We start from the raw sequence: 26,993 nt of genomic DNA, 5'->3' as shown, positions 1-26,993 counted from the left end.
ATTTAGTCATAGTAAAACCCCCGAGATTGTTGTCCAATCTCGGGGGTTCACTTCATTATACTAAAATAATCGGCTTTTTTTATGGCTGAATTTTGGGTGATTTCACGTCATAATGTTAATTTTAGGTAAGCCTCAACTTGGTTAACTTAGCTTGTCACTGTCCCCTATCAACCGATTTAACCAGCCTTTTTCAAAGTCACAGTTCGGTTACGAAGATTACAAAAGTCCGTATTCTTGTAATCTTTGCATTGCGTTCTTAAAACTCGCGACACTAACAAGTAACACGGAGGCGTTAGACTGGGTTCTGTTGATTGCGAATGACATCGCAGTTAAGATTTTTGTCAGTAACTTATTTAATCGATAATCACAAAATTTATAGGAGTGTCTAATTTGAAAAAACTTGTAAGTACAATCGTAACTACCTCAGCTGCAGCCGCTGGTTTATTATTCGCCGGTGTCCTCAATGCTAACGCCGACTCAACTTACACCGTTAAGAGCGGTGATTCCGTTTGGGCCATCGCACAAAAATTCAACACAACTATCAATCATGTTGAAACGACTAATAACATCAAGGGTCACTACATCTTACCTGGTCAAAAACTATCTATTAAGACGAGTTCAACCAGTTCTGATAACAACACCTCATCAACGACTTCAAACACAACGAGTTCAAGTGCTTCAACGACTAGTTCTAGTTCAACTAGCAACACAACCGCGACGACCACTTCAACGAGTTCAACTGACTCCACGACTTCAAGCTACACTGGTAGCAATTTGAAGAGTTACGTTTTAAGTCAGATGCAATCACGGACTGGTGTCTCAGCTTCGACTTGGAACACGATTATTACGCGTGAATCCAACTGGCAACCATACGTCCGCAACAGTTCTAGTGGTGCCTACGGGTTATTCCAGAACATGCACATCAGCAGTGGTTCTGTTGAAGAACAAGTTAACGCTGCCGTTGCTTTATATGAAGCACAAGGTATGGCTGCTTGGGCCCTTTAATCTAAAACTATTAAGACAAAGTCGGGATTCCTTCCCGACTTTTTTTGTTGCGTTAAATTACTTTCTATAATCAACATCCTTTTAAACTTATAAGAACAATACCGGTATTAACTATTTAATATTGGGAATGTCACGTTAAACATTGTAATTGCCGCTATTTTTGCTAACTGGCTCAACTATCGGTAATTTCAGTAATTATTATATTGCTATTTCTGTCATATTTTTTATATTAGTAGCCGATATATTGTCACCGATACGTCCCGTCACGATAGTCTTCAACTATTCAGTAAAATATTTACTCCCCATAATTTTCTCAGAATCTCGCAATCGCTTCTTAAAATTAGCGACACATGCGAGTAATAAGTCGCCGCTATACTAATTTTTGTTGATCAACAATTATACGACACGCTGATTGCTTACAAAAATGGGAGAGTATAACTTGAAAAAATTATTAACCACAATCTTAACAACATCCGCTGCAACGGTTGGCCTACTATTGGCCGGAACTGTTTCTGCACACGCCGACGCAACTTACACCGTTAAGAAGGCTGACTGTGTCTGGGCAATTTCACAAGAATATAAGACGACGATCGAATCAATCGAAACAGCCAACAACATTCACGGCCATTTAATTTTACCAGGCCAACAATTACGGATTCCAGGGGTGAACGCCCAGGACCTTACTAGTCAAGCACCAGCGACACCGGTCGTTTCAGCGCCAGTTCAGCAGGCACCGGTCACCACACCAACCCAGCCAGCTGAAACACAGGCCGCAACTACGACTCAAACAACACCAGCACAAACTAACGAGACGGTTGCTTCGGCACCAGCAACTACCCCGGCAACTGAAAGCTATTCGGGTGATAACCTACAAAGTTACGTGCTCGGTCAAATGCAAGCACGGACTGGTGTTGACGCCGGAACTTGGAATCACATCATCAATCGTGAATCTAACTGGCAGCCACACGTCGTTAACGGCGCAAGCGGTGCATACGGTTTATTCCAAAACATCCATATTAGTGGTGGTTCCGTTCAACAACAAATCGACGCCGCAGTTAACTTGTACCACGCACAAGGCATGCAAGCCTGGGCCCTCTATTAAATTAAAAAGACACTAAAAAAGGCTGGAATTTTCCAGCCTTTTTTGCCGTTCAACGATTGTTAACAACGCTTCAACTAACCACGATTAACGTGACTTGTGCCACTCGCGACCCCTAATTATGATCCGCGTATATCAATTTGCCGTGTTAATAATCACCAACACAACTTACGTCAAGTGGGCCAAATGGTGCGCATAGCCCAACGCAATCACGATAATTCCCACAATGGCACTCACTTGATAGATTGGGAACAGTGTGGGCCATACCCAGCCGATGCCAACCATGCCGTAACTGGCGATTAATAACAATAGTCCGGTCAGCCAGTTGACTTTCTTCCAGATCACTGGCGAGTTGTACGTCCAGGGTACCCGGATACCCCAGGTCACATTCTGTGGAACATCCATACAAATTCCACCAACCACACTGGAAAGCACGCCGAGTGTAAGCCCGGAATTGGCCGGCTGAAACCATATCGGAACGACTAAAATTAGGATAAGATACCCCAACCACCCCATTGCCAGATGATCCGTCATCGCTATGAAGTCAAACGGCGTCAACGCTAAGCGATTGGTCAGCCATGGGGCCACTAACAAGAATAGAAAAGCGCCGGTCAAGTAAACCAACCCTAACCAAGTAAACTGTTGATTGCCCAATTGCAACGGCTGGCCGATTAGTGAGCGGCCCCACGCATACATGATGATTAACGCGCTCATCGTGCCAACGATTTGTAATCTAACTGGAATCGCTGTTCGTTTTGCCAATTGTGCCATCCCCCTTGTATTGTTAACCTAATTATAGACAGGCGCCAGCTACCTACCACTAATATCCGGTGTTCAGGCACATCATTGCCATTATTTAGGCCCCTATTTCGTTAGTTATCCACTATAATTAAGACTAAACTGATTAGGAGGACGTTCAATGACCACCATGCAATTGATTCATCCACAATGGCTGTTAATAAAATCGGGGCTCAAAACAATTGAAATCCGTTTAAACGATGCAAAACGCCAAGCCTTACAAGTCGGTGACATTGTAAATTTCATCGATCTGACGACTGGCCAGCAGCTCACCACTCAGCTCATCGACATCACGCGTTTCGCTAGTTTTGAATCCTTACTGAGCGAATACACTGCCGTTCAAGTCGGCAGTGCCCCGGGAACGCCGGTAACACAGATGGTTCAAGAAATGCTAACGTTGTATTCCCCTGTCCAAGTTGCACAATCGGGCGTCGTCGCCTTGCAGGTCCGTCCCTTAATCGGACAATAACTGGTTGAGCTGGCGATACTGTGCCAACATCCACTGTTGATAAGTCAACTTAGCTGGCATGGTTTCAGTCACATTCAACACTGGCACCTGATTCTTCTTGGCTAATGACACCATGTTAGTCACTAATTTATCACTAACTTGGCTGTTATTCACAAAGAAGGCGACTTGCCGACTCTTTAATGCCTGCTGCATCTTGTGGATAACTTGCGGTGCTGGGTCAGTGCCCTTCTCAATCGCATTTTCAAAGTCTTGATTAGCAACCTTAAACCCTAAACTGGTCAATGCGTAATCAAAGACGGGCTCACTGACTAACACTTGCCGATTCTTTAACTTGTTAGCCTTCGCTCGTAACTTGGCCTGTTCCTGTTGAATCGGTTTAAGCGTGGCGATGTACTTGCGGGCGTTGGCCTTAAAATACGTGCGATACTGGGGTTGCTTTTTAGCTAACTGATTAGCGAGATAGTTCGCGGTGGCGGGCATCGTTGCACTGTCATACCAGAGATGCTCGTTAGCCCCTTCCTTGCGATGCATCACGTCCTCGCCGACCCGAATCAATTTGGCTCGTTGCGTCGAGTGCACGACCTTGTTCATCCAGCCATCATAGCCGATGCCATTAGCGATGACGAGATCAGCCTGACCAACCGTCTTAGCCACGGTTGGTGTTGGCTCAAAATCATGGGGATCAACGGACGGTTTGTTGATAATTGACGTCACGCTGACGTGCTTGCCACCGACAGCTTTTGCCACACTACCATAAAAATTCGTCGTCGCAACAATGTTGACTTTATGCGATTCAGCAGTCGTTGACTTAGACTGACAGCCCGTTAACAAGCCCCCACCAATAACAAGTCCACCTAGTAATAGCCACAAACGTTTCACAATTGCCACTCCCTTTTTTAAATAGTAATCATTACGTTTTAAAGAATAGCAATAAATGCCATTCTTGTAAATAGTAATATTTACGTTTTACAATTTTATTCGTTAGGAGTTTCTTATGAAAAAAATTCTGATTCCGATTATCACTGTTCTTATTATCGGTACCATTGTTGGTCTCAGCACCCTACACCGCACCCCGCGAGCCACCACAACTACGGTTCACAAATCACGCGTTATCCAACAACCACAACCGATTACCGAAACGACCATTGCTAAACAGCCTGCTTTAAAATACAGCTGCATTATTTATTACGCGATCAAGCACTTAAAGATTCAGCGTTGGCAAGAAGTTAGTGATTTCAGCTTGGGTTGGCAGATCGAAATTTACACTGACCAGGGGCAAACTAAGTATCTGGTTTGGTCTGATAAACACATTAAGGCCGATGCCAAGCAACTCCAGCCGAACTGGTTCACACTCAAAAATGACCAGGTCACTTATGACAGCTTTGGTGTTCATACTTTTAAAAAAGATCTGACTGCCACAGTCAGTATGAGGACCATTCTAGCTCAGATCAAGCGTGACCACGCGACGAAAACCGTTCGCCACATGCCAACTAACCTTGTAATCAAAGATCATCGTTGAACACGCTTTAAGTTAACTTTTCCATTCTCAGGAGGATTGGAAAAGTTAACTTAAAGCGTGTTTTCCGACCCATTTACCGTATTTAGTTAGTGTCTACTAATTGATTTGGAAATGAGGCTTGTTTAATGATTACCAACTGGTTTGATGATGATCCACTATCCAATCGTTACTATCCGTACGATGCCGGCTACCGGTATTACTTTGAACACGAATGGGGTATCCCGGTTCAGCGCGATGAACAATTATTTGAGTTTCTGAGTCTTGGCGGTTTTGCCGCTGGTCTCAACTGGGCCGTCGTGTTCAATAAACGCTCAGCATTCAGCGCAGCATTTGACGCCTGGCAAATTGAGGTGGTGGCAGCGTATCGCCCAGAACAAATCACCGGTCTCCTCAGCAATTCGGCCATCATACGAAACCGTCGTAAAATCGAAGCCGTGATTCACAACGCTCGCCTGATTCAACAAATTCGGACCACACAGTCTTTTAAAGACTATCTCTGGCAACAATTGGGCCATCAACAATTAATTATCCAGCCCCAGTATTATGATGAACTCCCACGCACAACAATTACTGGCGATCGCATCGCACAGCACTTACAACAAGTTGGTTTTAAATTTGTCGGTCCGGTAACGATTAATGCTTGGCTGGTAAACACCGGTTTTATTACGGCACGTCCCGACCAACTGGGCATTATTACGACGACTCCCCGGCCTTCGTCAACGATGCTGCCCCCACGCTCACCGCACCAACTCGGGCATTTTAAACCTTAACCCAGGCTTGTTGCGCTGCTTTAATTGCCGTTCGGCGTATCTAGCGCGAGGCCCGCTGATTTTCCCTGATAATAACGGCTAAAAAGCCAATTAAAGTCCATAATCACAGTCGCTATTTAGCAGTTAAAGGGATATACTTATACCGGCGTCATTTAATTCGAACCAACGCAGTTTTTGCGATTTGAAAGGTGTTTGCGTATGACTTGGTCACATTGGGAGATAACTCCATTTATTACAAGTGTTTTTTTCATCCTAGGCGTGCTGACCCTTTTTTGGGTATCACAAAATTGGATTATCAACTTCTTCAATACTCATCATTGGCGGGTTGACCAATCGCTTATTACCGACTGGTACGGCTTAATCTACATGATGTTATTTGTCTTTGGGATGCAAACTGCCGTTGTGGGCCAGAACGACGCCTGGATTTTCATGAATTTCCAGCTCATCGGGCTAACTTTTTGTGGCTACTTTCTCAATGTACGTGTCCGCTATTACTACTTGTACCCGCTTGTCTTTATCTTTATGGGCTTCAATCACTCCTTGTATTACTGGGAGTCGTGGGGGCACGCCGTCACACTGATCCTCTTCTTTACGGCGCTCGGCCGATTGCGTAAACACGTCCCACTCCAAACGAAACAGGGACAAGTCGCACTTTATTTAGTCACTTGTGCTGGTTTTGGGGCCGTTCTCTGGTGGTTCATGAAGCTTAAGTTCAACTTATCATGGGCAACTTATTGGCAAGAATGGACCTACCTACTCGTCTTTGCTTCCTTGCTCTATATCTACGCCAGCATGTTGTCAGCCAATGCACACCTCAAACAGAATCTGGTCGCATTCGCTAATCACGACGCTCTGACCAAAATCGAAAATTTTGCAGCTTACAAAACAGCCATTAATTATCAGGTTACAAGCAGTCGGAAAAACGGCTCACAATTGACCATGCTGATGTTTGACATCGACCACTTCAAACAAGTCAACGACACTTATGGTCACTTGGCTGGCGACAAAATTCTTCAGCACGTCGCCCAAGTAGCTACGATTGTCTTTCATGCTAATAATCCGCAAATCTCACTATATCGAACCGGTGGCGAGGAATTTAACGTTATCTTCCCCAACTATGATTTAACCGAAGCACTTGCGGTCGCTGAACAACTATTTGCGGCCATCAATCATATCGCTGTACCAGTTAATGATCATCAAATCCAACTGTCGATCTCGATTGGCCTATCAGAATTAGCAGCTGATGACCAATCACCAACGGCCTTTTATCAGCGCGTCGACGCCAATCTATATCATTCTAAAAAGCACGGACGAATGCAAATCACCGCGAAATAAAATAATCATTAATCTTAAAAGGACGGTTCTAACGACTAATTTTAGTCATTGGAACCGTCCTTAATTAAGATTAATTCGCTATAGAAACGCTACGGATATTGGCCATCGCAATACTTGCTGGTGCCGTTAGATAAATCCGGGCTTGATGCCAATCGAGCTTTACCAACTGGCTGGTTGCCGTCTGATAATAGCCAACGGTATCGTTAAAATAATCGACGTTGAGCAATGGTAGTTTTGGTAACGCTGCAATCTGTTTCAACTGGGTCGCCACAGCTCTTTTATCCTGAGCATTTGGATAGTGTTTATGGGCATAGATTGCAGCGTGTTTTTCAATCAAGTCATGATAACCAGTCAACGCCGCGAACGGCGCAAATTGGGCAGCACGGTCTGCTTGGGGCATTGGTAAATGCCTTGAAGTAGGTCGCGAGCACTCTAAAATATCCGCATAGCGACTCGTATCATTAAATAACGCAGTAGTACTGGCTTCCTTTGTCATTAGGCACGATGTCCCCCAATCTGCTCATTACGTTCAATCGTAGTTGAACTCGGTTTTAGATCTGCCAAGCGAATGACGACATTCTTATTCCCGGAACGACGTTGTAATTTCAAAATGGCGCGTTGCAATTGCCCATCGCGTTCACGTTTGCGTTGTGCGTCTCGTTCTTGCGCTTGGGCCACTTCTGGATTTTCAAATAAGTTAGTTTGTTGATACCGAGGTTGGCGCCTAACCTGCTGTTCGTCGACCAAATGGTTCGCCATAACGGTCACACGTCGAACCATCAATTGACGATTAACGACTTGTTGATAAAGCTGTTGATACGCAGCCCCTAGCTCGTGTTGTGAAGCACTCGCCTGCGCTAATGTCACCGTGGTATGGGCGGGCTTTGGTACTTGTCGCCCATAGTAGTCTTCGGTGACCGCACCCTGATAATGCGTGCCAACTGACGAAGCATTAGCATCGTAATCAATACGAATTCCCAACTGATCTGTCACCACGTGGCGAGCAACCAGTTCGAGTGTCAAATTATTCACCATGCCGCGTAACACGGCCTGCCCTTCAGTATAAGTATACGGTCGCATCAACACTTGACTGGCATATATACCATGTTCGCTAGCATGGTAATTTTTGATGTCAGCAATTGTTGCCGACTCATCGCCCCACGCATGATCAATTAACAGTTCCGCGTTTTTACCAAACTCACGATATAATTGTTCTTCATTATGAGAATCCGACAAGGTTCCTAGTGAACAGCGCGCAATGTCACCCATCGTATTGAGCCCCAGGGCTGCCAACCGCTTAGCATAGCCATGACCGACTCGCCAAAAATCAGTCAACGGCTCGTGCGCCCATAAGTATTGCCGATATTGCTGCTCATCCATCTGTGCAATCCGAACACCGTCAGCGTCAGCGGGAATCTTCTTGGCAACAATATCCATCGCCACCTTAGCTAAGTAAAGATTAGCACCAATCCCAGCCGTCGCCGTAATCCCAGTCTCGGCCTGAATCTCGTGAATCATCGTCTTTGCCAGTGCGTGCGGTGAAACCTGAAAAGTACTTAAGTAGTCTGTGACGTCCATGAAGACTTCATCAATCGAGTACACGTGAATGTGTTCTGGCTTAATGAAGCGCAAATAGATATCATAAATCGCAGCACTCTTCTGCATGTAATAACTCATTCGTGGGGGAACGGCCCGATAATCGATACCCAAATTAGCATGCTTGAGGAGCTGATCACGATAAATTGAGCGATGCCGCCGAACCGCCTGATAGGAAGTCTGGCGACCACGGGCGCGATTTAAAGTTGCGACCCGTTGTTCAACTTGAAATAACCGGGGCCGCCCTGGAACACCAAATTGCTTTAGTGCTGGCGAAACCGCCAAACAAATCGTCTTATCAGTGCGACTCGTATCAGCGACAACCAAATTGGCATTCAATGGGTCGAGTTGATGAGCAACGCATTCGACTGAGGCATAGAATGATTTTAAATCAATTGCCATGTATGTTCGCTGTTCCATCAATATAATGACTCCCTTCCAATTAATCGGCACAATCGCAGTCGTTGTTCACCTTAACATTTTGCTGGTAATCCAAAATAAACCTCATGCTGCTGATCGAATTTTAACGATAGCCGCATGTCGCTCGCCCCCATGACACTCACTTTTGGATGAAACCTGACTCAATAATTTGTCGTTAAAAGAACATATGTTCTTTTAACTAATTATAAATTAAAATCAGGTTGAATGCCAGTATCCGTTAACAAATAATTGCAGACTTCAAATTAGACTTAAGCCCCAAAAAGGCACCCGTCCACCAGCACGTACCGTGACCACGAACAGTTGCCTTTTTAATGTCATTTTATGAGTGGCTCTGCGTTTCAGTCGGGACCAACTTCGTAAATTCATGTAGAAAATCTGCTGTCTTCTTACCCGGAAACTTGGTGCTTAATACCAGCCATAATAGCGCTTCTTAACTTGCACAAAAGAGGTTATGCCACACACTGACGCATGTGGCATAACCTCTTTTTGCATATCAGCAATCAATATTTAAAACAATATCTACCGAAATAAAACCTATTGCCCTGCCGTACTTTCCTGCTCCAACTTAATCGTCAACAATTCCGGGTCTTCATTGACTAACGCTTGTAGACGTGAAAATAGCATCAGCAACCAGCCAAACGAAATCGCAAAGGCTTGAATCTCAAATGCCGTCAGCGATGGATACCCAAACCAGCGAAAACCAAAGTTGAGTAGTAATAGCACCACGCCAACGCCGTATGAGAGCCACAGAAAATCTTTCGTCACGGCTGGTAATAGCCACCGCACCCCCACAATCAACAAGACTAACAACGTGACCAAGCCACCAGCAACTAAGTCATGTAACCAGTGAAACGTCAGGTTGTTAGGAAATAGCCCGACCGCCCCGAAATCGACAGCGGTCAACGTCAACAATATCCGCAAGGTTGACGTTCGCCAAGTACGCGGATAAATTCGACTAAGTGAGACAAATAGATAGTCAATCAGAACGACCATCAATAACGCCGAAAAAATCAGTGTCAAGTTGAATTGCCAGGCATTTTCAGCGGCATGCGTCCCTAAAAAGCTTAAATTATGTTGCCACCATCGCCGTTGACCATTGGCGGCCATTGAGATAACACAGCCACTGACAATCACCACCGTTAAAATCGTTGATAACGACCGCGCATTTATCGTCAACGCAGCGCTAATCATGAACGCATCCGCAAAATACGTAAACAAGACCAGTAGCAACATAGATGTAAAGCGATCGAAGATGACATCTGGAAATAATAATTCTAATACCCAGAAAGCCCCGACCAGCGCAAAGGCTAAGATCATAATAAACGCAATCGTAATAACTGGAAAGTTCCGCCAATAAATATGGCGCGAAAATCGATTTTCTGGATCATTACGCGTTTTTAAGAAAAAGCCGACAAATAGCACTGCGCCGGTAACCACACCGGCCACAATCGTCAAACTCCCGATTGATTGCGCACCTGTCAGTGGAACTGGTCGCACTTTTTGAAACCACCAGTACCCGTAACTGGCTAACCCCGATAGGATTGCAACCAACAGCGGCCAGATTATCAAGTATTGCTGCCACTGTGGTTGACGTGGCTTAATCTTCTCTAAGACTAGTGCGTCATTGCGCACCTTTAACTGTAACTGATCATCGCGATCAATCCCGGCTCGTTTTAATGCTGAGACTGGGATTGAAACCCGCACTTGTTGCTCTTGCCCTGCCATGTCCGACTCCTTATACTTTCATTACTCAAAGACCATCTGATTACGATACAGTTCCGCATAGAAGCCGTTTGCCGCTAATAAATCATGGTGGTTCCCCTGTTCAATAATTTGACCATCCTTCAATACAACGATTTTATCGGCATTCAGGATTGTTTTCAAGCGGTGAGCAATGACAAAGCTGGTTCGCCCTTGGATGACGTTGTCCATTGCGGCTTGAATATTGGCTTCCGTCACCGTATCAACGTTCGAAGTCGCTTCATCCAAAATCAGCAACTTGGGATTTGTTAAAATCGTCCGGGCAATTGACATCAACTGCTTTTGACCGGCAGAAAAAATACTCTGTTCGTCGGAAACGCGCGTCTGATAGCCATCTGGCAGGCTCATCACAAAGTCATGAATATTAGCCTGCTTCGCCGCATCGATGACCCGATCCATACTAGCCGTTGGGTCCCCGTAACGAATATTATCCGCAATCGTGCCCGTAAACAACTGGGGTTCCTGTAAGACAATCCCGACATTTTGCCGTAGCACCTGGAGATCAAAGTCTTGAATATTCACCCCATCAAACGTAATCGCACCACTATCAACATCATAGAAGCGATTCAACAAATTCATGACCGTCGTTTTCCCCGAACCAGTTGGGCCAACGAGTGCCACCATCTCACCGCGGTGCACATGGATCGACACGCCATGCAAGATTTCTTTACCTGGTAAGTAACTAAAGCGCACATTATCAATCAGTAATTCATCATGAATCCCGTCGAGCGCTTTACCGTTAGCGGGGCTCACTTCATCCGGTTGATTACGGACTTCATCGACCCGCCGTGCACCAGTAATCGCTAACTGAATCATACTATATAAACTAGTCAATGACATAATTGGCTGGTAGTACTGTTGGGCGTAGTTAACGAACACCACGACCAGCGCCAAAGCTGCTCCAGTCGACATACTCCCATTCAGCGCTAACCATGAGCCAAAGAAGATGACAATTGCCGTGTTAAGCAGTGACATCCCTTGCATCAGTGGATTCAAAATACCTGACCAGATTTGACCCGTCAACGCTGACTGGCGAACCTTACCATTATACTGATGAAAGCCTTTCAAGGAGTCCTGCTGTAAGCCGTTGGTAATCAAGACTTTTTGACCGGTAATTTGTTCATTGATATAACCATTCAGTTGACCGATATCATCCTGTTGTTGGTTCACCGCGACGCCAGCCTTGTGCATGACAAACGCCGCGATAATTAATGCAACCGGCGTAGAAGCCATCGTCACCCACGCCATCGTAGTATTTTGATTAAACATCACAATTAGCAGGCCAACAAACTGAGCCACGGCTAATAAAATTTCTAGCAAGGCTTGATTCATGGCATTAAAAATATTATCTAGGTCGGAGGTGAACCGAGCCAGAATATCCCCGTCACTATGCGTATCAAAGTATTGAACCTTCATCCGTTGCATCTTCCGAAATAGGCCTACCCGCATTGTCCCGGTCGAAAAGGCCGTCACGCGTGCTAAGATCAAGCTCGCAATAAAAATCGTGCTAGCATCACCGACATACAACAAGACGTAGATGATCAGGGTCCGGTTGAACGGTTGCAAGCTTGCTTGTGCCCGAGTCGCTTGATTCGTCCACTGCTGCAAGTACTGCGTCAGCTCCTCCACGGCTCGTCCCAGATAAGTCGGTGCGACCACAATGCACCAAGTCGAAAAGGCAATCAGAATCACACTTAGTAAGAAGCCTAACCAGTAGCGTTTTAAATAGTGCCAGTAATATTTACCAGCATTGCGTAAATCACTCATGTAAGCCCTCCTCCCGTGCTTTTTGCGTTTGGTAAATAGCGCGATAAATCGCACTATCTTGAAGCAATTCGTGGTGAGTCCCCTGGCCCGAAATGCGACCATTATCTAACACTAAGATTTGATCCGCACGAATAATTGAAGCAATTTTTTCGGCAATGACCACGGTCGTCGTTGACTTCAACTCGCGATCCAAAGCTTCTTGAACAAGTTTTTCTGAACGCGCATCGAGTGCCGAAGTCGCATCATCTAAAATCAAGATTTCTGGATTGGCAATTACGCCACGCGTAATCGCTAGTCGCTGCTTCTGACCACCCGAAAAGTTCTGTGACCGTTCTTCCACGGGGGCATCGTACGTCTGTGGCAACCGTTCAATGAATTCCGCAGACTGCGCAATATTAGCCGCCCATTGCATGTGACTAGGCTGGGCGTCCGGCTTAACTTGCCGTAAGTTACCCGCAATCGTGCCAGAAAATAACGTGGACCGTTGTAAGACATAGGCCACCGTGGATCGAAGGGCTTTTTCTGGTAAGGCCCGCACATCAATTCCACCGATGGAGACCGTCCCACTATCCGGATCATACAAGCGCGCAATCAGCTGGGCCAACGTCGTCTTACCAGATCCAGTGGCCCCAACGATCCCCAGCATGGACCCTGCTTTTACCGTAAAGGTCACATCTTTTAGCGTTGGCTGCGCATCTCCCGGATAAGTGAAGGTTACGTGGTCAAAGTGAATATCACCAGCTACGGGCGCCGCGTCGCCATCAACGTAGGTCATACTTGGTTCGGTAGTCATCACTTCGCCGATTCGACCAAGTGAGATGACGGCCCGCGACGCAAAAGTCATGAGAAATCCCCCGTTGATCACGGCAAATAAAATCTGCATTAAATAAGAAATAAAACTCGTAATAGCTGCTAAATAGGCCGGGTGCGTCGTAATCGTTTGACCGACCAAGTAAACGGCGACCCCGACCGCCACGTTGGCCGTCAAAAAGAACGCTGGCATTAGAATAGCGAACCAGTACCCAATTTTAGCTGTCACAGCGGTTAATTCATCGGATGCGGCCGAGAACTTTTTGATCTCGTTTGGTTCTTGAACAAACGATTTAACAACCCGAATCCCCATTAAGTTTTCGCGGGCAACCGTATTAACGTTTTCAATATCTTGTTGCGTTTGTGCAAAGTATTTAGTCATTCGCCGCACCGCAATCAGTGCGACCCCTAAGATTACCGCCATCATGACAACAATGACCCACCACTGCTCAGGCATCGTCATCACAGCGAGAATCAGTGCCCCGATGAATAGTAATGGAATCCGGGTAATTTGCTGAAAGCCAGCCATCACAATCTGTTGGACTTGATTAATATCGTTCGTCATTCGTACCACTAAGTTGGACGGTGAAAATTTTTCCACGTCAGCGTAGGCTAATGACTGGACCTTAGCGTATAGGTCAGCTCGCAAGTCGGTCGCCACACCAAGGGCCACCCGGGCTGCGTATATCGTATTCACGATCCCACCAATGATTCCCAGTACGGCCAAACCAAGCAACATCAGCCCTTCACGGAATACCGTAGCCTGATCATTCTTGATAATGGCTTCCATAAATGACTTGCAATAATCGCGGTTGCCATAACGTCGCAAACACTAAGACGATGACCGACAGCATCGCAATCCAGACGTCTAGTCGATACCGCTTAAAATATGGCATCAAAATCTTCATCAATCGTTCCTCCTCATAATTGTGGTCTCCTGTTTAGGGTACCTGAAATTAACAGTCAGGACAATCAATATATCATATCTTTTGCAAAAACAGATTACGATGATAATAATTCAGTATGTGTGGGAGAAATAATGAATACGATGTGCAGATATAACAGGCCCTTTAAGGCCATTCAACACTCACACACAGTTACAACGGCCGTTACCATAGAATAAGGACCACATTTACATCATGTGATATTTTCCCACATCACTAAATTAATTATTTAGATAACCAACTAATTATCGACAATCTTTTACTGGCAAACTGCTTCCCTGCTATAATCCAACTAAGCTATGGGGGCTAACCGTATCCATGTCATTGCATTTAACCACCACATCGACAGCACTAATCCAATCAGCCAAGACACCGAACGCCTTGTTAGAAAGGAGTACTCGCCATGCGTGTTAACAAAGGTTTGCTTTCAGTTATTGCAGTTACCACAGTCGCTAGCTTAGGAGGACTCACGACAACAGCCACGGCCGCGACTAAGAAGGTCACGACTACTTACAGTTCCCAATCCCATACTTTGATCATTCGGGGCCAAACAAGTCGTCACGCCAAACTCGTCTTAAACTATCAGGGTAAACCGGTCGCAACTTCGACCGTTAAAGCCGGTAAATTCACGATTACTCAGCCGTTTCAAGGTTACGGAACCTTTAAGCTCGTCGACGGCTCACAAGTACTAGCAACCATTCCAGCCAAGCGCTACGCGGCGCCGCGAGTAAGAGTCATCAGTGCTGAACAAACGGCTAAGGGCATCCATTATACGGTTGCCAATGCCAGTCACACGACACTCACGATTACGCAAAATGGTCGTTACCTCAAGACCATTAAAGCAACCCGCCCAAGAACTAACCTTTTCCTTTCGAACGCCCAACTAAAACACGGCAGTCATGGGCTACGTATTACTCAACGCGTCCCGAATAAGAAAACTAGCCCAGCTGTTAAATTACCCGTATTAAAAGCAAACATTAAACAAGTCACTAATTTTTAATCCAGATTACGACTAAATTCAAAAATGGACCGGTAGCGATACGATCAACTACCGGTCCATTTTGACATCCACATCATCGTCAGTTGGCGCATTTACCATCTCGTGCTAATACTATCATCTCACACATGGTCACGCTGCCCACTATGCCACAGTATGTCTAATGACTGTCTGCCATAGCATGATCAACACCAAGCTTCTCGTTTGATGCTACACTAATGATAGCGCCTGACTAACGATCAGAAAGGAAGATTCTAATGACCCTTCAAGCACAACTCATGCAACAACTCACGGCGGCGGAACCGGAAATGATCAAGATTCGTCGCCACTTACACGCCCACCCCGAGATTTCATTTCATGAAGAACAAACTGCAGCTTACATCAAAGCGTTCTATCGTGAACTGGGCGTCTCAACCACCGCTTATGGTGATGGGTACGGCTTCGTCGTCGACATCGATAGCGGTCAACCTGGACCTCAATTAGCATTACGCGCTGATTTTGACGCCCTCGCGATTCAAGAAGACAACCACTTATCATTTAAATCGCAAAACGCCAATGTCATGCACGCCTGTGGTCACGATGGTCATACTGCTTATCTCATGGTACTGGCGAAGACCTTACTCGGGCTGAAAAATCAGCTACGTGGTCGCGTCCGCATTATCCACCAACCCGCTGAAGAAGTGTCACCGGGTGGTGCTAAGGGGATGTTGGCTGCTGGTGTCCTAGACGGCATCGATAACGTCATTGGGCTGCATGTGATGAGTACCATGCCGACGGGCTCGATTGCCTATCACTTAAATGCGACGCAGACCGGGCGGGCTAATTTTACGGTCACCTTCACGGGTAAGGGTGGGCACGCCTCGATGCCCCACCTCTCAAACGATGCAATCGTTGCTGGAAGTTACTTTGTAACCGCCTTACAAACCGTTATTTCCCGTCGGATTGACCCATTTGATACCGGCAGTGTCACCATCGGCTCATTCGACGGCGTCGGTTCCTTCAATGCGATCAAAGCGCAAGTCACCCTCAAGGGCGATGTCCGGATTATGGACGAAACCACGCGCCAGACCATCCGTGACCAGATTACTAAAATTGCGAACGGCGTCGGGGCGACTTTCGGTGTCCAAGTTGCACTTGATTACGATGATAATTATCCAGTACTCATGAATGATGCAACCCTGACACAGCGCGTCATCACTAGTATTCAAGCCGCTCAGATTCCAGAAATCACTAAAATTTTCGACTGTGGCCCCCAAGACCCCTCGGAGGACTTCGCCTATTTTGCACAAGCCAAACCCAGCACCTTTATCTATGCCGGCTGTCAAACAGCTCCGGGTGAGACCCACCCGCACCACAGCCCTGATTTTATGATGAATGAAGACTGTTTACTAATTGCGGCCAAAGCGGTGGGAACGGCAGCGCTGGATTACTTAATGAACGCCTCATCAGATCATTAAACACACTAAAGTGGCTACCTTGAATGTATCCATCCAAGGTAGCCACTTATGATTTATTCAAGCCAATCAGGAATTAACTTGCAGTGAACACCTAATTAATCACGCCGCCACCAGTCACGCCATAAATTTGCGCGGTCACATAGCTCGCGTCGTTAGAAGCTAAAAAGACGTACACTGGTGCCAGTTCTGCGGGTTGTCCCGCTCGTTTGAGCAAGGTGTCTTGGCCAAATTTCGGCAGCGCCTCGATTGGCTGGCCTTGATCTAGTTGTAAGGGCGTCCAGATTGGCCCGGGAGCAACGCCATTGACCCGAATCCCCTTTTCGGCCGCTTCGGCTGCTAAATTAATCGTAAAGTTCTTGATGGCCGCCTTAGTCGCAGCATAATCTAATAGATGACCACTCGGCGCATAGGCTTGAATCGAAGTCGTGGTGACGATGCTACCGCCAGCGGGCATCTTTGGCAAGGCCGCCTGAGCCAACGCAAACATCGCGACGATATTCACTTCGAAGGTCGCACGCACCTGTTCGATCGGCAGCTTAGCCAGTGAAGGTTGTGAAATCTGTTGCCCCGCATTTAGGACAAGGGTGTCGATACCACCAAATTCAGCGATTGTCCGGTCCACGAGGTCGGTCACAACGTCAACATCCTTGAAATCACAAGGTAATAATAACGCTTGACGGCCCGCAGCGCGCACTAGTTCGGCAACCGCCTCAGCATCCGGCTCCTCTCCCGGCAAGTACTGAATCGCAACATCAGCACCTTCCCGCGCAAAAGCAATCGCGGTAGCCCGGCCAATTCCCGAATCACCACCCGTGATCAAAACGCGTCGATTCAACAACTTATCATGTCCTTGGTAACTCTTCTCACCACAATCGGGTTCAGGACGCATCTTAGCTTGTAGTGCGGGCGTCTCCTGATCCTGCTTATCAAAGCCATCTGTCTTATATAAATAGCGTGGGTCACGTAATTCTGGTTGATTCATGAGATTTCCTCCTTCAAAAGAATACCCATAGAATACCGGAATTAGTTTTCGGATGATAGTTAAACGCACACTAAATAATAATAGTTACGATTAGATATTAGGCATAAAAGCTGTCATCGTCTTAACTCACTTAAATTGACGCTGCTTCAAAAAACGATAGGCAATTATTCCAACAACGCCGACCAAAGTGGCCCGTAATAACCAACTGACAGACCACCACGTCACTAACACTTTTATTAACGTCATCCCATCATTAATCGTCATTCGGCTGTTCCTCCGCTAATGTTGCCAATTGACCCAACTTCCGCTGAAAGTCCCGTTGCATGACGGGCTTCACTAGTGGCAACGGTAGCCAGCTCGGCGGTGTAGTCGTAAGGGAGACTTCTTCCTGGACCGCAGTTCGCTCGGCCAATGGCGTCATGGTGAACACAATTTCATATCCCAATTGGCCCCCCTCACTGTGATAAACGACCTGGTCAGCGCCGACTGTAACCTGCAACTGTTCCGGCTGATCAAAAGCCGAACCGGACCGCTGTAACACGTACCCCGTCGCGGTTGGCTTGACCGTGGTAATGGCAGTCGCCCATGCTGGTAAGTTCAGCGGATCTGCTAGCAATGCTCGCACCGTTGCTGGAGTTGCCTGTGTTAATACTTGATTGGTAAATAATGCTGTTGTCATTTTATAACCCCCAATGTTCATCCTGACCCGGTCATCGTTATTACGCCCAACCACTCCAAATCAATAACGGGCCGTTAGATCAAGTGCACATGTATTTAGTTGGTGCTTATAAAATACACGGTGGGGACGCCAACATAAAATCAGAATACTGATAATTTACAGGCGGTCGTTAATTTGTTCTTTAAACAGGTCTTTGAAAACTTGTGACCGTTGGCTGGCAACCTGCGCCGTGGCAGTCTCCCCCGCCGCCATTGCGAGTTGCGCCATCAACTGATAAATATTGGCCAGCATGTAGTGTGAATCGTGTGTAGTCGCAAAGGCCAACCCCTGCGTCAAACGGGCCACCGCCAACTGGGAATCATGTTGTTCATAGGCCACCAACCCAGCAAGATAAAAAACAATGTTGGCATTTTCTTCATATGCACTCGCATCAATGTCAGCGAGTGCCCGGGTGACTAAGGCCGCGACTGGGGCTTGAGGATGGTGGTGCGCCTTAACGACGGCTAACGAAATCAAGGCCAAGCGTGTCAACGTTGTCGGCGGCGAGCTGGGAGCAACCATACCAATTGCCAGCCGTAAATTTTGTTGTGCAGCATCCGATGTGCGATCAACCTGCCAACAGGCGACACCCAGATAATAATAGTAAGCCTGAGTCTGCTCATCCGTTTGAACATGTTCCAAAGTGGTTGGCTGTAATAGCCAATCCTTCAATTGCTGATACTGATGGGCATTGCACATCTGCCGAACGCGGTCATTAAACGCTTGCTCGGCACTGATCTCAAAATCGTCGGCTAGGCTCAACGTACTAACCGCGACCCCTAATCGCTGACACAGCGCCAGTAATAGCCGGGCATTCGGCACGTAGCGATCATTTTCAATTGCTGACAGCATCGATTGTGCACAAATTCCCCGGGCAGCTTGCTTTTGATTGAGTTGCTTGGCTTTGCGTGCCTGCTTTAACGCAGTTCCCAATGTCATGACCATTCCCCCCTAGATAGCTTTTGCTAATGAGTGTACTAAATTTCCCATATTAAGGCACTTAAAAAATACCATTCAATGCTGTTTTATCAGTCAGCAATCGAATGGTATTTTGAAATTGGTTATTTAATTGACATGCCGTTCTCGAACTTGATACCAAATAATCCCGGCCACACCGAAGACAATTGGTCCAACTAGCATCCAAATCGTATTTTGAATCTGCCCAGTTTCCAAGATTGGCTGGATCAACGTGAAAACATTCGCACCTAAGACGACAATGAACACGACCCAACTAATAATTTTCGTCCAAGTCAATGACTTGTACACTTCAAAAGGCTTAACAATGTTCTGGTTTTCCTTAAACTTCGGAAACGCGTATAGCAAGAAGAGGTATGGTAACGTCATCGAAACGTTCGCCATCAAGGTCAACACATTGTAAAAGGCTGACGCGTCTGCCGTTGCAAAGGACGCCACCAAAATGATCACAATCACGATGGCACATTGAACCATCATGGCATAACTTGGCATACCAGCTTTGTTGAGCTTCGTAAATTTCTTCGGCCACAGTTCCTTAGGTGTTCCCAAGATAAGCGTCTTCAATGGTGAATAAGTTAAGGTGAAGAAGGCCCCACTGTAAGCGAGGAACATCCCTAAGCCGGTGTACCGTGCAAACCACAGTCCCATTGTCTTAGCGGCCGCTGTACTCAAACCAAGCGCTTGCCCTAAAACATAGCCCAAGTTTTGCATCATGACGTAACTAATATTACCGAGGTTAGTCGTTGGATTCGACAAAACGGCTTGCCAGTTCGTACTAATCCCCCAGCAGAAGATTCCCAGGCCATAGCCTAAGGTAATAACGATGGCAGAAATAATAATTCCGCGTGGGAAGGTCTTTTCGGGGTTCTTGGTCTTATCAACCATCCCACCGAGAACTTCTAGCCCACCGTAAGCAAAAATGGCGAAAACGGCAAACCCGAGTAACCCGACTGGATGCTGATAACTTGGATTTGGTGACGTCATCACATGTTGTAACGGTTGTGCGAATTGTCCGTGATTCAAGGCTAAAACGACCCCCGAAACCACTAACAGGATTGCAGTCAAACTAGTCACCGCCAGGCCGCCTAAACTCGTGACCCGCACAATGCCTTTCATCCCTTTGATGGAAACGAACGTCACTAGCACCATCCATAGACAGGACAAAATCCCAATCATCTGCGTCGCATTCAGACCAAACATCGCAAAGCGCTGCGTTTGATCGCTCCCAAAGAAGATGGTCGTAAACGGAATCCAGACTTTAGCTGACGTTGAGACTAACCAAATAATGTACGACGCAAACCACATGAACGTGCCCACGAACGCAAATTTCGCATTCACACTCACTTCCAGCCACTTGTACATCCCGCTACTATCAGACTTAACCGCTGCCCCGAACTCCGCCATCATTAGCGCGAACGGGATGAAGAACAGTACGGCTGCGACTAGGTAAAATAGAATCGAGCTGTAACCCATTAAATAATAGGCCACCGTACTATTGGCAAATCCGAAAACGGTCGTAAAGATCATCATGACTAGCGCCATCAATGTAATCTTTTCATTATCTTTTGTTGCCATTATTGCACTCCCTCACTTACTCCTTTAATACTTTTGTAAAGCTATTCCAATTTAAGATTACCGAACGAAGGCAATAAAGCGCTTTAGTTTTCCTAACAATATTATGATTTTTTCATGTGATAGTCAGCGCAATTATTCATCTAAACAATTGCCGCAACAGTTATTGACAAAAACTATTTCATAACGGAAACGTTCATTTAATAACATAGTAACTTCTCTTTAACATAGCTGACACATAATTGGCGTATTCTACACTTATCAGCTTAGGGAAAATATAAAACGGGGTTATACATATCATGAAAAATTTTAACTTTAAAACCATGTTGCTATTAGTTTTGGCTAGTTGTGTCTTCGGGGTCGTCGTTAACGTGACTACTAGTCTTGGACCACAAACCACAATCACCGCCCAGGCCTCCAAGAAGCTTAGCCAAGCCCAGCAAATTGCCAAGATCAACGCCAAGCTTTCGAAAGCCAACCGCGCTGCCAAAAATTGGATCGCCTATCGTGAATCTGGATACAGTTATACGGCTCGTAATGGCCGCTGCTACGGTCGCTATCAATTGTTGCGCTCATACTTACACGGCAACTTGTCACCCGTCAATCAGGAAAAACGTGCTAATACCTACGTCGCCTCGCGCTACGGCTCCTGGGTCAAGGCCAAACGGTTCTGGCAACATCATCACTGGTACTAACCCAATTTTTCTATTGGATCACACTAAAAAGACGACTAATTACTAAGATTGTGAATCTTTGTAATTAGTCGTCTTTTTGTAGGCAGTAATATCAAATAGCATGAGGACTATAGTTCACCGTCATTTAACACTTGGTTACAACAGGTATGCCGTGATTGCCGCACCTTTTCTAAACGATATTGTGAAAAATATAATTAATTAGCCAAAAAGTATTGCAAATTGTAATTATTACGACTATAATTTGATTCGTAAATTAGTAATGATAGCGATTACAATATAAAAAGAGGTTATTAATATGACTGAACGTAATTTTGATTTCTTAATGCCTAGCGTTAACTTTTTCGGTCCTGGTGTCATTAGTAAAATCGGCGAGCGTGCCAAAACTCTTGGTATGCACAAGCCAGTCATCGTCACCGACAAATTTCTTGAAAGTCTGCCAGACGGCGCCGTTGCTCAGGTGCGGCGGTCACTGGATGCTGCCGGGATTGACTACGTAATTTATAATCAAGTTGAACCCAACCCTAAAATTCATAACATTCAAGCTGTTAAAGCCTTATATCAAGCCAATCAAGCGGACTCCCTGATTACTATTGGCGGTGGTTCTGCCCCAGTCGTATCAACGGCAAAGTCGACCCCGTAACCATGCGTCAACTTCTTGATTGCTTCAACTGGATCTTCTTCCTTACTGTTAATGACATGAGTAGCACCTAATTCTTTGGCGAGTTCTAGCCGTGAATCAACAATGTCGACCGCAATCACTTTGGTACAGCCGGAAATCTTACCAGCCATCATTGCCGCTAAACCAACCGCACCAGTCCCAAAGACTGCAATTGTTTGTCCTGGGCGCGGCTGTAAACTGTTCAAAACAGTGCCACTCCCGGTGACGTAGCCACAGCCTAAAGGTCCCAAGCGACGTAAATCTAGTTCTTTTGGTACTTTAACCGCATTACGTTGGTCAACTACCGTATGAGTCGTGAAGGAAGATTGGTCGAACATATCACTGATATGGTGCCCGTTTTCTTGGAAATGGTCGGAACCATCGGGACGAGTCCCACTCAAGTTATAGTCGGCATAATTCCGACATTTAGTTGGCATGCCTTTCAGACAGTTATCACATGTTCCGTCAGCGTAAAATGATAGAATAACATGGTCGCCCACTTCAAAATTAGTTACTTCTGAACCGACCTTTTCGACGATTCCAGAACCTTCGTGTCCTAAAATTACTGGATAACCTAACGATGCATCACCCCGCCGAATTGCTTCATCAGAATGGCAAATTCCAGTCGCAACCATTTTGATTTGTAAATCAGTTGCTTTCATTTCAGCTAATTCAATATCATCTTTAATGACAAATGGATCGTTTACTTTATCAACCACTGCTGCTTTAATTTTCATGTTCAAACCCTCGTTTCAAATAGTATGTAAACCGCTTACAATTAATATTGTTACACAGTACACAATTTGATTCAAGCGCTTACAAAAGTATCTAATACCACACTTATCTCCGTTAAATGGGCATTCTTCTAATTTTACACTAACGATATGATACTTAATTAGTGTAAATCTAATACTCTTTTTTTACTGATTGTGAGGAATTTATAGCCAGTTTTCTTCCTTAAATTGTCGACTCAAAAAAGCGGGTGTCTAACGCCAGCTCAACAACGTGAACTGGCGTTAGACACCCGCATATTTTGTACCATTAACACACATTTCTGCTTGTTTAACAAGCCCGATTTCATCCGACGCTATCTGCTCATCGTCTACGCAGGTTGGGCGTTCGAACTGATCTTAGCTTTATTTAGCAATACCGAACTCGTGACTACGGACAATGAACTAAAGGCCATTGCTAATCCGGCCAATTCGGGGCTAAGCGTCAGCCCAATGGCAAAGAAGAGGCCCGCCGCGACTGGAATCCCGAGCACGTTGTACACGAAAGCCCAGAACAGATTAAGTTTGATACGGTTAAACGTCTTCTTACTCAATGCCAACGCCCGGTCAACATCACGCAGATCGTTCTTAACAAGCACGATGCCACCAGCATCGATTGCAATATCAGTTCCGGAACCCATGGCAATCCCAACATCCGCCGTCGTCAACGCGGGGGCGTCATTAATACCATCGCCGACAAAGGCCACCTTGCCAGCCTTCTGGAACGCGTGAACGTGCTCAGCCTTATCACCTGGCAGCACATCAGCAATCACTTCATCAATACCGACTTGATCCGCCACAGCTTGTGCGACCCGTTCGTTATCGCCGGTTAACATGACCGTCTTCAAGCCACGTGCTTTCAAACTCGCAATGGCTACCTCAGACGTCGATCTGGCGACGTCTTGAATGGCAATCAATCCAATGATTTCGTGATTTAAGCCCACGTACACGACCGTTTTCGCCGCGTCCTGAAGCTCAGTGGCTTGGCGTTGTAATTCAGCACTAATCGGCTCATCAGTTAATAATTTATGATTACCGACCACCGCTAATTGGCCCTCAACTTGAGCAGTCACACCTTTACCCTCGATGGCTTGGAAGTTCGTGGCGGTTGGTGCTTGAATACCACGGGCCGTGCCGCGTTTTAATATTGCCGCAGCTAAAGGATGTTCCGAAGCCGCCTCTAAGCTAGTGGCAACGCGCAGTACTTGGGCTTCGTCGCCGATAACATCGGTCACTTGTGGGTGACCAACCGTAATCGTTCCCGTCTTATCAAAGATCACCGTTTTAACGTCATTGACAGCTTCCAAGACCTCACCATTTTTAATCAGGATCCCCATCTTGGCACCACGGCCGGTACCGACCATTAGTGCGGTCGGCGTAGCTAAACCTAGCGCACACGGGCAGGCAATCACGACCACAGCGACCGCAAAAATCAAGGCATTCGCGAGACTAGCATTCAAGAAAACATACCAGGTCAAGAAGGTAACGATAGCAATAATTAGCACAATCGGCACAAAGATATCAGAAACTTTATCGGTCAGCTTTTGAATCGGTGCGTGACTGTTTTGTGCTTTTTTAACGAGCTCAACGATTTGAGCCAGCATTGTCTGGTCACCGACCTTGCTAGCTTTGAACTGAAAGGTCCCATTACTATTAATCGTTGAACCAATGACAGCGTCCGCCACCGTTTTTTGAACCGGCATACTTTCTCCCGTCACCATTGACTCATCAACCGTTGAGCGGCCAGTTGTAATTACACCATCAACGGGAATTTTTTCCCCTGGCTTGACCCGAATAATGTCGCCGACCACTACTTGATCCAACGGCACTTTTACAAATTCTTGATCGCGTAACACTTCCGCTTCCTTGGCTTGTAAGCCCACTAGCTTTGCGACCGCGCTGGACGCGTTGTGTCGCATCCGTTCTTCAAAGACTTGGCCGAGCAAAACGAAAGTGGTCACAAGTGCGGCACTTTCAAAGAAGACTGCTTGCCCCGTTACCATTGCATATAAGCTGTAAAAATAAGCCGTCGCGGTGCCAATCGCCACCAAAGTATCCATATTGGTATGGTGCTTAGTAAAGGACGCCCACGCACTTTGCAAGAACGGCCGAGCCGAAACAGCCATAATGATGGTCGTCAGAACCAACTGCGTCCAATCACCACCCGGCAGCATCCAGCCAAAGGGCATCAAAATCATATTAGCCAGTAGTGGCAGGGAAAATATTAATGAAATCCAAAACCGTTTCGTCGTGCTCATCACGCAATCACCACCTTGCCACTCACCATGTCCATCCCACAACTAAAGTGAAATTCACCGGCTCGATCAGTTGGTATCGTCACCGTTTGCGGTTGGTCAAGGGGTAACTCAGTCGCAAAGTGCAAGTCGGTTGAATGTACTTGCGCTAAGCACCCCTGCGTACTCGTGCGCGTAAATGTTAATTGGGCCGGTACACCTTGTTGTAACGCTACTTCTGCTGGATCATAATGGCCGTCTACTGTAATATTGATTTGTTGTCGTGCGCTCATTTGATTTTCCTCCCACTATTTAATGATTAATTTCCCATGAAACATGTCCATCCCACAGGCCCATTGATATTCACCAGACTTACTCGTATCAATCGTAATTGCTTCAACTTGATTTTGTGGCAATTCCTGATTGATACCAAAATCACTGAACACCACGTGGTCCAGACAACCAGAGGCATCTTTGCGCGTAAAATTAAGTACCGCCGGAACCCCTTTTTTCAACACGATTTGTTCTGGCGAATAGCCACCCTTAACCTCCACATCAACCTGCTGTAGATCATCAACTGCACTCGCGGTGACCGTTGTCGTAGCATGCTTCCCGAAGAACCACCACAGAATAAACCCAATTGCTAACCCACCAATTAATAAGACTAATACTTTAATCATCATTTTATTCGTCCCTTTCTCATTATCGTTTACACTTGTAATCTATATGTGTATATTAATCCCTTCGTTTACAATCGTCAACGATAAATGTTATTTTTAGGCATAACCCTTAATTTTTTAAACGCCCCACCCAGTTGCTACTATCATATGTCTGACATTTAGTGTCACTACGAAAAGTGCCGCGTGTGTTCCTTTGCTCAGTTATTAGTCGCCATTTTGACCGGTCAACTGACCGCATCAAAAGTACCAACGACGATACCATAAAAGGCAATCACTACCGTTTAATAAGAAACGTCAGTGATTGCCTATATTAATCATTCAAAACTAGCTGTCCCTCAAAGGAACATTAACCCCGTCAATCCCGGTTCCTAAAGATCCGCAACTCACAACGGGTATCATCTCACAACTGTTAATCGCGGGACTTAATCTTCAGCCAACCTAAAATTGAACTCAATGCTAATCCAATCATCCCCAAGAGTGATAATTGCGTATTCTGCTCGTCTGTCTGGGGAAGGGTCGTCATCCGATGGTGCTTAGTGGTACGTTTTGATACCGCCTGTGCACTAACCCAACCAATACCTGAAACGGACGCAGCTGTTTTCTGCTGATTCGTCTGCACAACGCTTTGATCTGACTCTGCTTGTGATGGCTGTGACGTCCGTGATTGTTCAGCCTGATTACGACTCAAATTGGCTTGATCACTTAATCCATCTGGTTGCTCAGAATCAGCTGGCTGACTCGGTTTTTGCAGTTCCCCTGGTTTTTCGGATTGACCCGGTTCTTCTGGTTGACTTTGTTGCTCAGGGTGCCCCGATTCTTCCGGTTGACTTGGTTGCTCAGGGTGCCCCGGTTCTTCCGGTTGACTTGGTTGCTCAGGGTGCCCCGGTTCTTCCGGTTGACTTGGTTGCTCAGGATGCCCCGGTTCTTCCGGTTGACTTGGT

24 protein-coding genes and 3 pseudogenes are annotated in these 26,993 nt (G+C 46.1%); 10 read left to right on the top strand and 17 right to left on the bottom strand.

Going from position 1 to position 26,993, the window contains the following annotated elements:
• Positions 1–390: 390 nt before the first annotated feature.
• Both MMY95_RS13170 and MMY95_RS13165 read left to right on the top strand, forming a co-directional pair.
• Positions 391–1,005: a LysM peptidoglycan-binding domain-containing protein gene (locus MMY95_RS13170; RefSeq protein WP_003643361.1), complete on the top strand. Its 615-nt coding sequence runs from the start codon at positions 391–393 to the stop codon at positions 1,003–1,005.
• 439 nt (positions 1,006–1,444) lie between these two features.
• Entirely contained in the window at positions 1,445–2,107 is a 663-nt protein-coding gene (locus MMY95_RS13165) for a LysM peptidoglycan-binding domain-containing protein (protein WP_104795948.1), read from the top strand.
• Between the two features lie 165 nt (positions 2,108–2,272).
• Here the strand turns inward: MMY95_RS13165 and MMY95_RS13160 are convergent, their stop codons facing one another.
• The gene (locus MMY95_RS13160) at positions 2,273–2,875 is read right to left on the bottom strand and encodes an SdpI family protein (protein WP_003643363.1); all 603 of its coding nucleotides are present in this window, start codon (positions 2,873–2,875) and stop codon (positions 2,273–2,275) included.
• Between the two features lie 148 nt (positions 2,876–3,023).
• Between MMY95_RS13160 and MMY95_RS13155 the strand changes: the two genes are divergently transcribed.
• Positions 3,024–3,371 carry an ASCH domain-containing protein gene (locus MMY95_RS13155; protein WP_003642275.1) on the top strand — a complete coding sequence of 116 codons (348 nt, stop codon included), beginning with the start codon at positions 3,024–3,026 and terminating at the stop codon, positions 3,369–3,371.
• On the opposite strand, the gene MMY95_RS13150 is transcribed toward MMY95_RS13155, so the two are convergent.
• On the bottom strand, positions 3,357–4,250 hold the full coding sequence (locus MMY95_RS13150) for a metal ABC transporter solute-binding protein (protein ID WP_003643364.1): 894 nt from the start codon (positions 4,248–4,250) through the stop codon (positions 3,357–3,359). The two genes, MMY95_RS13155 and MMY95_RS13150, sit on opposite strands and share 15 nt — an antisense overlap.
• A gap of 115 nt (positions 4,251–4,365) precedes the next feature.
• On the opposite strand from MMY95_RS13150, the gene MMY95_RS13145 reads away from it, so the two are divergent.
• The 3 genes from MMY95_RS13145 to MMY95_RS13135 all read left to right on the top strand — a co-directional run bounded on the left by MMY95_RS13145 (position 4,366) and on the right by MMY95_RS13135 (position 6,995).
• Complete coding sequence (locus MMY95_RS13145; protein WP_021356422.1) at positions 4,366–4,890, top strand: membrane protein; 525 nt, start codon at positions 4,366–4,368, stop codon at positions 4,888–4,890.
• Positions 4,891–5,015: 125 nt separating this feature from the next.
• Positions 5,016–5,660: a DNA-3-methyladenine glycosylase I gene (locus MMY95_RS13140; RefSeq protein WP_241277700.1), complete on the top strand. Its 645-nt coding sequence runs from the start codon at positions 5,016–5,018 to the stop codon at positions 5,658–5,660.
• A gap of 198 nt (positions 5,661–5,858) precedes the next feature.
• Complete coding sequence (locus tag MMY95_RS13135; RefSeq protein WP_003642279.1) at positions 5,859–6,995, top strand: GGDEF domain-containing protein; 1,137 nt, start codon at positions 5,859–5,861, stop codon at positions 6,993–6,995.
• A gap of 70 nt (positions 6,996–7,065) precedes the next feature.
• On the opposite strand, the gene MMY95_RS13130 is transcribed toward MMY95_RS13135, so the two are convergent.
• From MMY95_RS13130 to MMY95_RS13110, 5 genes and pseudogenes are all read right to left on the bottom strand, one after another.
• Positions 7,066–7,491: a hypothetical protein gene (locus tag MMY95_RS13130; protein ID WP_003642280.1), complete on the bottom strand. Its 426-nt coding sequence runs from the start codon at positions 7,489–7,491 to the stop codon at positions 7,066–7,068.
• Complete coding sequence (locus MMY95_RS13125; RefSeq protein ID WP_202861158.1) at positions 7,491–9,011, bottom strand: Y-family DNA polymerase; 1,521 nt, start codon at positions 9,009–9,011, stop codon at positions 7,491–7,493. The genes MMY95_RS13130 and MMY95_RS13125 overlap by 1 nt, the downstream gene beginning before the upstream one ends.
• A gap of 555 nt (positions 9,012–9,566) precedes the next feature.
• Positions 9,567–10,757 carry a membrane protein gene (locus MMY95_RS13120; RefSeq protein ID WP_003642293.1) on the bottom strand — a complete coding sequence of 397 codons (1,191 nt, stop codon included), beginning with the start codon at positions 10,755–10,757 and terminating at the stop codon, positions 9,567–9,569.
• Between the two features lie 21 nt (positions 10,758–10,778).
• The gene (locus MMY95_RS13115) at positions 10,779–12,560 is read right to left on the bottom strand and encodes an ABC transporter ATP-binding protein (protein ID WP_015825928.1); all 1,782 of its coding nucleotides are present in this window, start codon (positions 12,558–12,560) and stop codon (positions 10,779–10,781) included.
• Positions 12,553–14,278: pseudogene (locus tag MMY95_RS13110) on the bottom strand (ABC transporter ATP-binding protein). Before MMY95_RS13110 ends, MMY95_RS13115 begins: the two are co-directional and overlap by 8 nt.
• Positions 14,279–14,717: 439 nt before the next feature.
• Here MMY95_RS13110 and MMY95_RS13105 point away from each other — a divergent pair.
• Both MMY95_RS13105 and MMY95_RS13100 read left to right on the top strand, forming a co-directional pair.
• Complete coding sequence (locus MMY95_RS13105) at positions 14,718–15,314, top strand: hypothetical protein (RefSeq protein WP_228402979.1); 597 nt, start codon at positions 14,718–14,720, stop codon at positions 15,312–15,314.
• A 254-nt stretch (positions 15,315–15,568) separates the two neighbouring features.
• Positions 15,569–16,768 (top strand): amidohydrolase, encoded by a 1,200-nt coding sequence (locus MMY95_RS13100; protein WP_015640952.1) that lies wholly within the window; start codon positions 15,569–15,571, stop codon positions 16,766–16,768.
• Positions 16,769–16,859: 91 nt separating this feature from the next.
• Here MMY95_RS13100 and MMY95_RS13095 read toward each other — a convergent pair whose 3' ends face one another.
• The 5 genes from MMY95_RS13095 to yjeM all read right to left on the bottom strand — a co-directional run bounded on the left by MMY95_RS13095 (position 16,860) and on the right by yjeM (position 21,018).
• Positions 16,860–17,750 carry an SDR family oxidoreductase gene (locus MMY95_RS13095; RefSeq protein ID WP_003644885.1) on the bottom strand — a complete coding sequence of 297 codons (891 nt, stop codon included), beginning with the start codon at positions 17,748–17,750 and terminating at the stop codon, positions 16,860–16,862.
• Positions 17,751–17,876: 126 nt separating this feature from the next.
• Entirely contained in the window at positions 17,877–18,014 is a 138-nt protein-coding gene (locus MMY95_RS13090; protein ID WP_003644884.1) for a hypothetical protein, read from the bottom strand.
• Positions 18,004–18,429 (bottom strand): SRPBCC family protein, encoded by a 426-nt coding sequence (locus tag MMY95_RS13085; protein ID WP_003644883.1) that lies wholly within the window; start codon positions 18,427–18,429, stop codon positions 18,004–18,006. The genes MMY95_RS13090 and MMY95_RS13085 overlap by 11 nt, the downstream gene beginning before the upstream one ends.
• A 156-nt stretch (positions 18,430–18,585) precedes the next feature.
• Positions 18,586–19,407, bottom strand: a complete 822-nt coding sequence (locus MMY95_RS13080; RefSeq protein ID WP_016511763.1) for a helix-turn-helix domain-containing protein — start codon at positions 19,405–19,407, stop codon at positions 18,586–18,588.
• 126 nt (positions 19,408–19,533) lie between these two features.
• A complete protein-coding gene (yjeM, locus tag MMY95_RS13075; protein ID WP_011102020.1) occupies positions 19,534–21,018 on the bottom strand; it encodes a glutamate/gamma-aminobutyrate family transporter YjeM in 1,485 nt (494 codons plus the stop codon).
• 296 nt (positions 21,019–21,314) lie between these two features.
• Between yjeM and MMY95_RS13070 the strand changes: the two genes are divergently transcribed.
• Together MMY95_RS13070 and MMY95_RS13065 are read left to right on the top strand one after the other, a co-directional pair.
• On the top strand, positions 21,315–21,710 hold the full coding sequence (locus MMY95_RS13070; protein WP_015640956.1) for a hypothetical protein: 396 nt from the start codon (positions 21,315–21,317) through the stop codon (positions 21,708–21,710).
• A 295-nt stretch (positions 21,711–22,005) separates the two neighbouring features.
• Positions 22,006–22,317 (top strand): annotated as a pseudogene (locus MMY95_RS13065) (iron-containing alcohol dehydrogenase); the annotation flags it as partial.
• Here MMY95_RS13065 and MMY95_RS13060 read toward each other — a convergent pair.
• From MMY95_RS13060 to MMY95_RS13040, 5 genes and pseudogenes are all read right to left on the bottom strand, one after another.
• A pseudogene (locus MMY95_RS13060) lies at positions 22,311–23,105 on the bottom strand (NAD(P)-dependent alcohol dehydrogenase); the annotation flags it as partial. The pseudogenes MMY95_RS13065 and MMY95_RS13060 overlap by 7 nt on opposite strands.
• Positions 23,106–23,470: 365 nt before the next feature.
• On the bottom strand, positions 23,471–25,396 hold the full coding sequence (locus MMY95_RS13055) for a copper-translocating P-type ATPase (protein WP_241277699.1): 1,926 nt from the start codon (positions 25,394–25,396) through the stop codon (positions 23,471–23,473).
• Positions 25,396–25,665: a cupredoxin domain-containing protein gene (locus MMY95_RS13050; RefSeq protein ID WP_027821747.1), complete on the bottom strand. Its 270-nt coding sequence runs from the start codon at positions 25,663–25,665 to the stop codon at positions 25,396–25,398. The genes MMY95_RS13055 and MMY95_RS13050 overlap by 1 nt, the downstream gene beginning before the upstream one ends.
• Positions 25,666–25,680: 15 nt before the next feature.
• Entirely contained in the window at positions 25,681–26,055 is a 375-nt protein-coding gene (locus MMY95_RS13045; protein WP_003642310.1) for a cupredoxin domain-containing protein, read from the bottom strand.
• A gap of 406 nt (positions 26,056–26,461) precedes the next feature.
• Positions 26,462–26,993, bottom strand: a 532-nt coding sequence (locus tag MMY95_RS13040; RefSeq protein ID WP_241277698.1) for an LPXTG cell wall anchor domain-containing protein, incomplete at its 5' end; no start/stop codon positions are given.

It is taken from the genome of Lactiplantibacillus sp. ME-2, from assembly GCF_022549155.1.
Taxonomy (GTDB): domain Bacteria; phylum Bacillota; class Bacilli; order Lactobacillales; family Lactobacillaceae; genus Lactiplantibacillus; species Lactiplantibacillus plantarum.
Note: the sequence above shows the minus strand (reverse complement) of the source record. Positions and strands in the feature narration are given on the sequence as shown.

Excerpts from the sequence above, each read along its gene's own strand:
- MMY95_RS13160 (WP_003643363.1), bottom strand. The coding sequence starts at position 2,875 with ATGGCACAATTGGCAAAACGAACAGCGATTCCAGTTAGATTACAAATC.
- MMY95_RS13155 (WP_003642275.1), top strand. The coding sequence starts at position 3,024 with ATGACCACCATGCAATTGATTCATCCACAATGGCTGTTAATAAAATCG.
- MMY95_RS13145 (WP_021356422.1), top strand. The coding sequence starts at position 4,366 with ATGAAAAAAATTCTGATTCCGATTATCACTGTTCTTATTATCGGTACC.
- MMY95_RS13140 (WP_241277700.1), top strand. The coding sequence starts at position 5,016 with ATGATTACCAACTGGTTTGATGATGATCCACTATCCAATCGTTACTAT.
- MMY95_RS13135 (WP_003642279.1), top strand. The coding sequence starts at position 5,859 with ATGACTTGGTCACATTGGGAGATAACTCCATTTATTACAAGTGTTTTT.
- MMY95_RS13130 (WP_003642280.1), bottom strand. The coding sequence starts at position 7,491 with ATGACAAAGGAAGCCAGTACTACTGCGTTATTTAATGATACGAGTCGC.
- MMY95_RS13125 (WP_202861158.1), bottom strand. The coding sequence starts at position 9,011 with ATGGAACAGCGAACATACATGGCAATTGATTTAAAATCATTCTATGCC.
- MMY95_RS13120 (WP_003642293.1), bottom strand. The coding sequence starts at position 10,757 with ATGGCAGGGCAAGAGCAACAAGTGCGGGTTTCAATCCCAGTCTCAGCA.
- MMY95_RS13115 (WP_015825928.1), bottom strand. The coding sequence starts at position 12,560 with ATGAGTGATTTACGCAATGCTGGTAAATATTACTGGCACTATTTAAAA.
- MMY95_RS13105 (WP_228402979.1), top strand. The coding sequence starts at position 14,718 with ATGCGTGTTAACAAAGGTTTGCTTTCAGTTATTGCAGTTACCACAGTC.
- MMY95_RS13100 (WP_015640952.1), top strand. The coding sequence starts at position 15,569 with ATGACCCTTCAAGCACAACTCATGCAACAACTCACGGCGGCGGAACCG.
- MMY95_RS13095 (WP_003644885.1), bottom strand. The coding sequence starts at position 17,750 with ATGAATCAACCAGAATTACGTGACCCACGCTATTTATATAAGACAGAT.
- MMY95_RS13090 (WP_003644884.1), bottom strand. The coding sequence starts at position 18,014 with ATGACGATTAATGATGGGATGACGTTAATAAAAGTGTTAGTGACGTGG.
- MMY95_RS13085 (WP_003644883.1), bottom strand. The coding sequence starts at position 18,429 with ATGACAACAGCATTATTTACCAATCAAGTATTAACACAGGCAACTCCA.
- MMY95_RS13080 (WP_016511763.1), bottom strand. The coding sequence starts at position 19,407 with ATGACATTGGGAACTGCGTTAAAGCAGGCACGCAAAGCCAAGCAACTC.
- yjeM (WP_011102020.1), bottom strand. The coding sequence starts at position 21,018 with ATGGCAACAAAAGATAATGAAAAGATTACATTGATGGCGCTAGTCATG.
- MMY95_RS13070 (WP_015640956.1), top strand. The coding sequence starts at position 21,315 with ATGAAAAATTTTAACTTTAAAACCATGTTGCTATTAGTTTTGGCTAGT.
- MMY95_RS13055 (WP_241277699.1), bottom strand. The coding sequence starts at position 25,396 with ATGAGCACGACGAAACGGTTTTGGATTTCATTAATATTTTCCCTGCCA.
- MMY95_RS13050 (WP_027821747.1), bottom strand. The coding sequence starts at position 25,665 with ATGAGCGCACGACAACAAATCAATATTACAGTAGACGGCCATTATGAT.
- MMY95_RS13045 (WP_003642310.1), bottom strand. The coding sequence starts at position 26,055 with ATGATGATTAAAGTATTAGTCTTATTAATTGGTGGGTTAGCAATTGGG.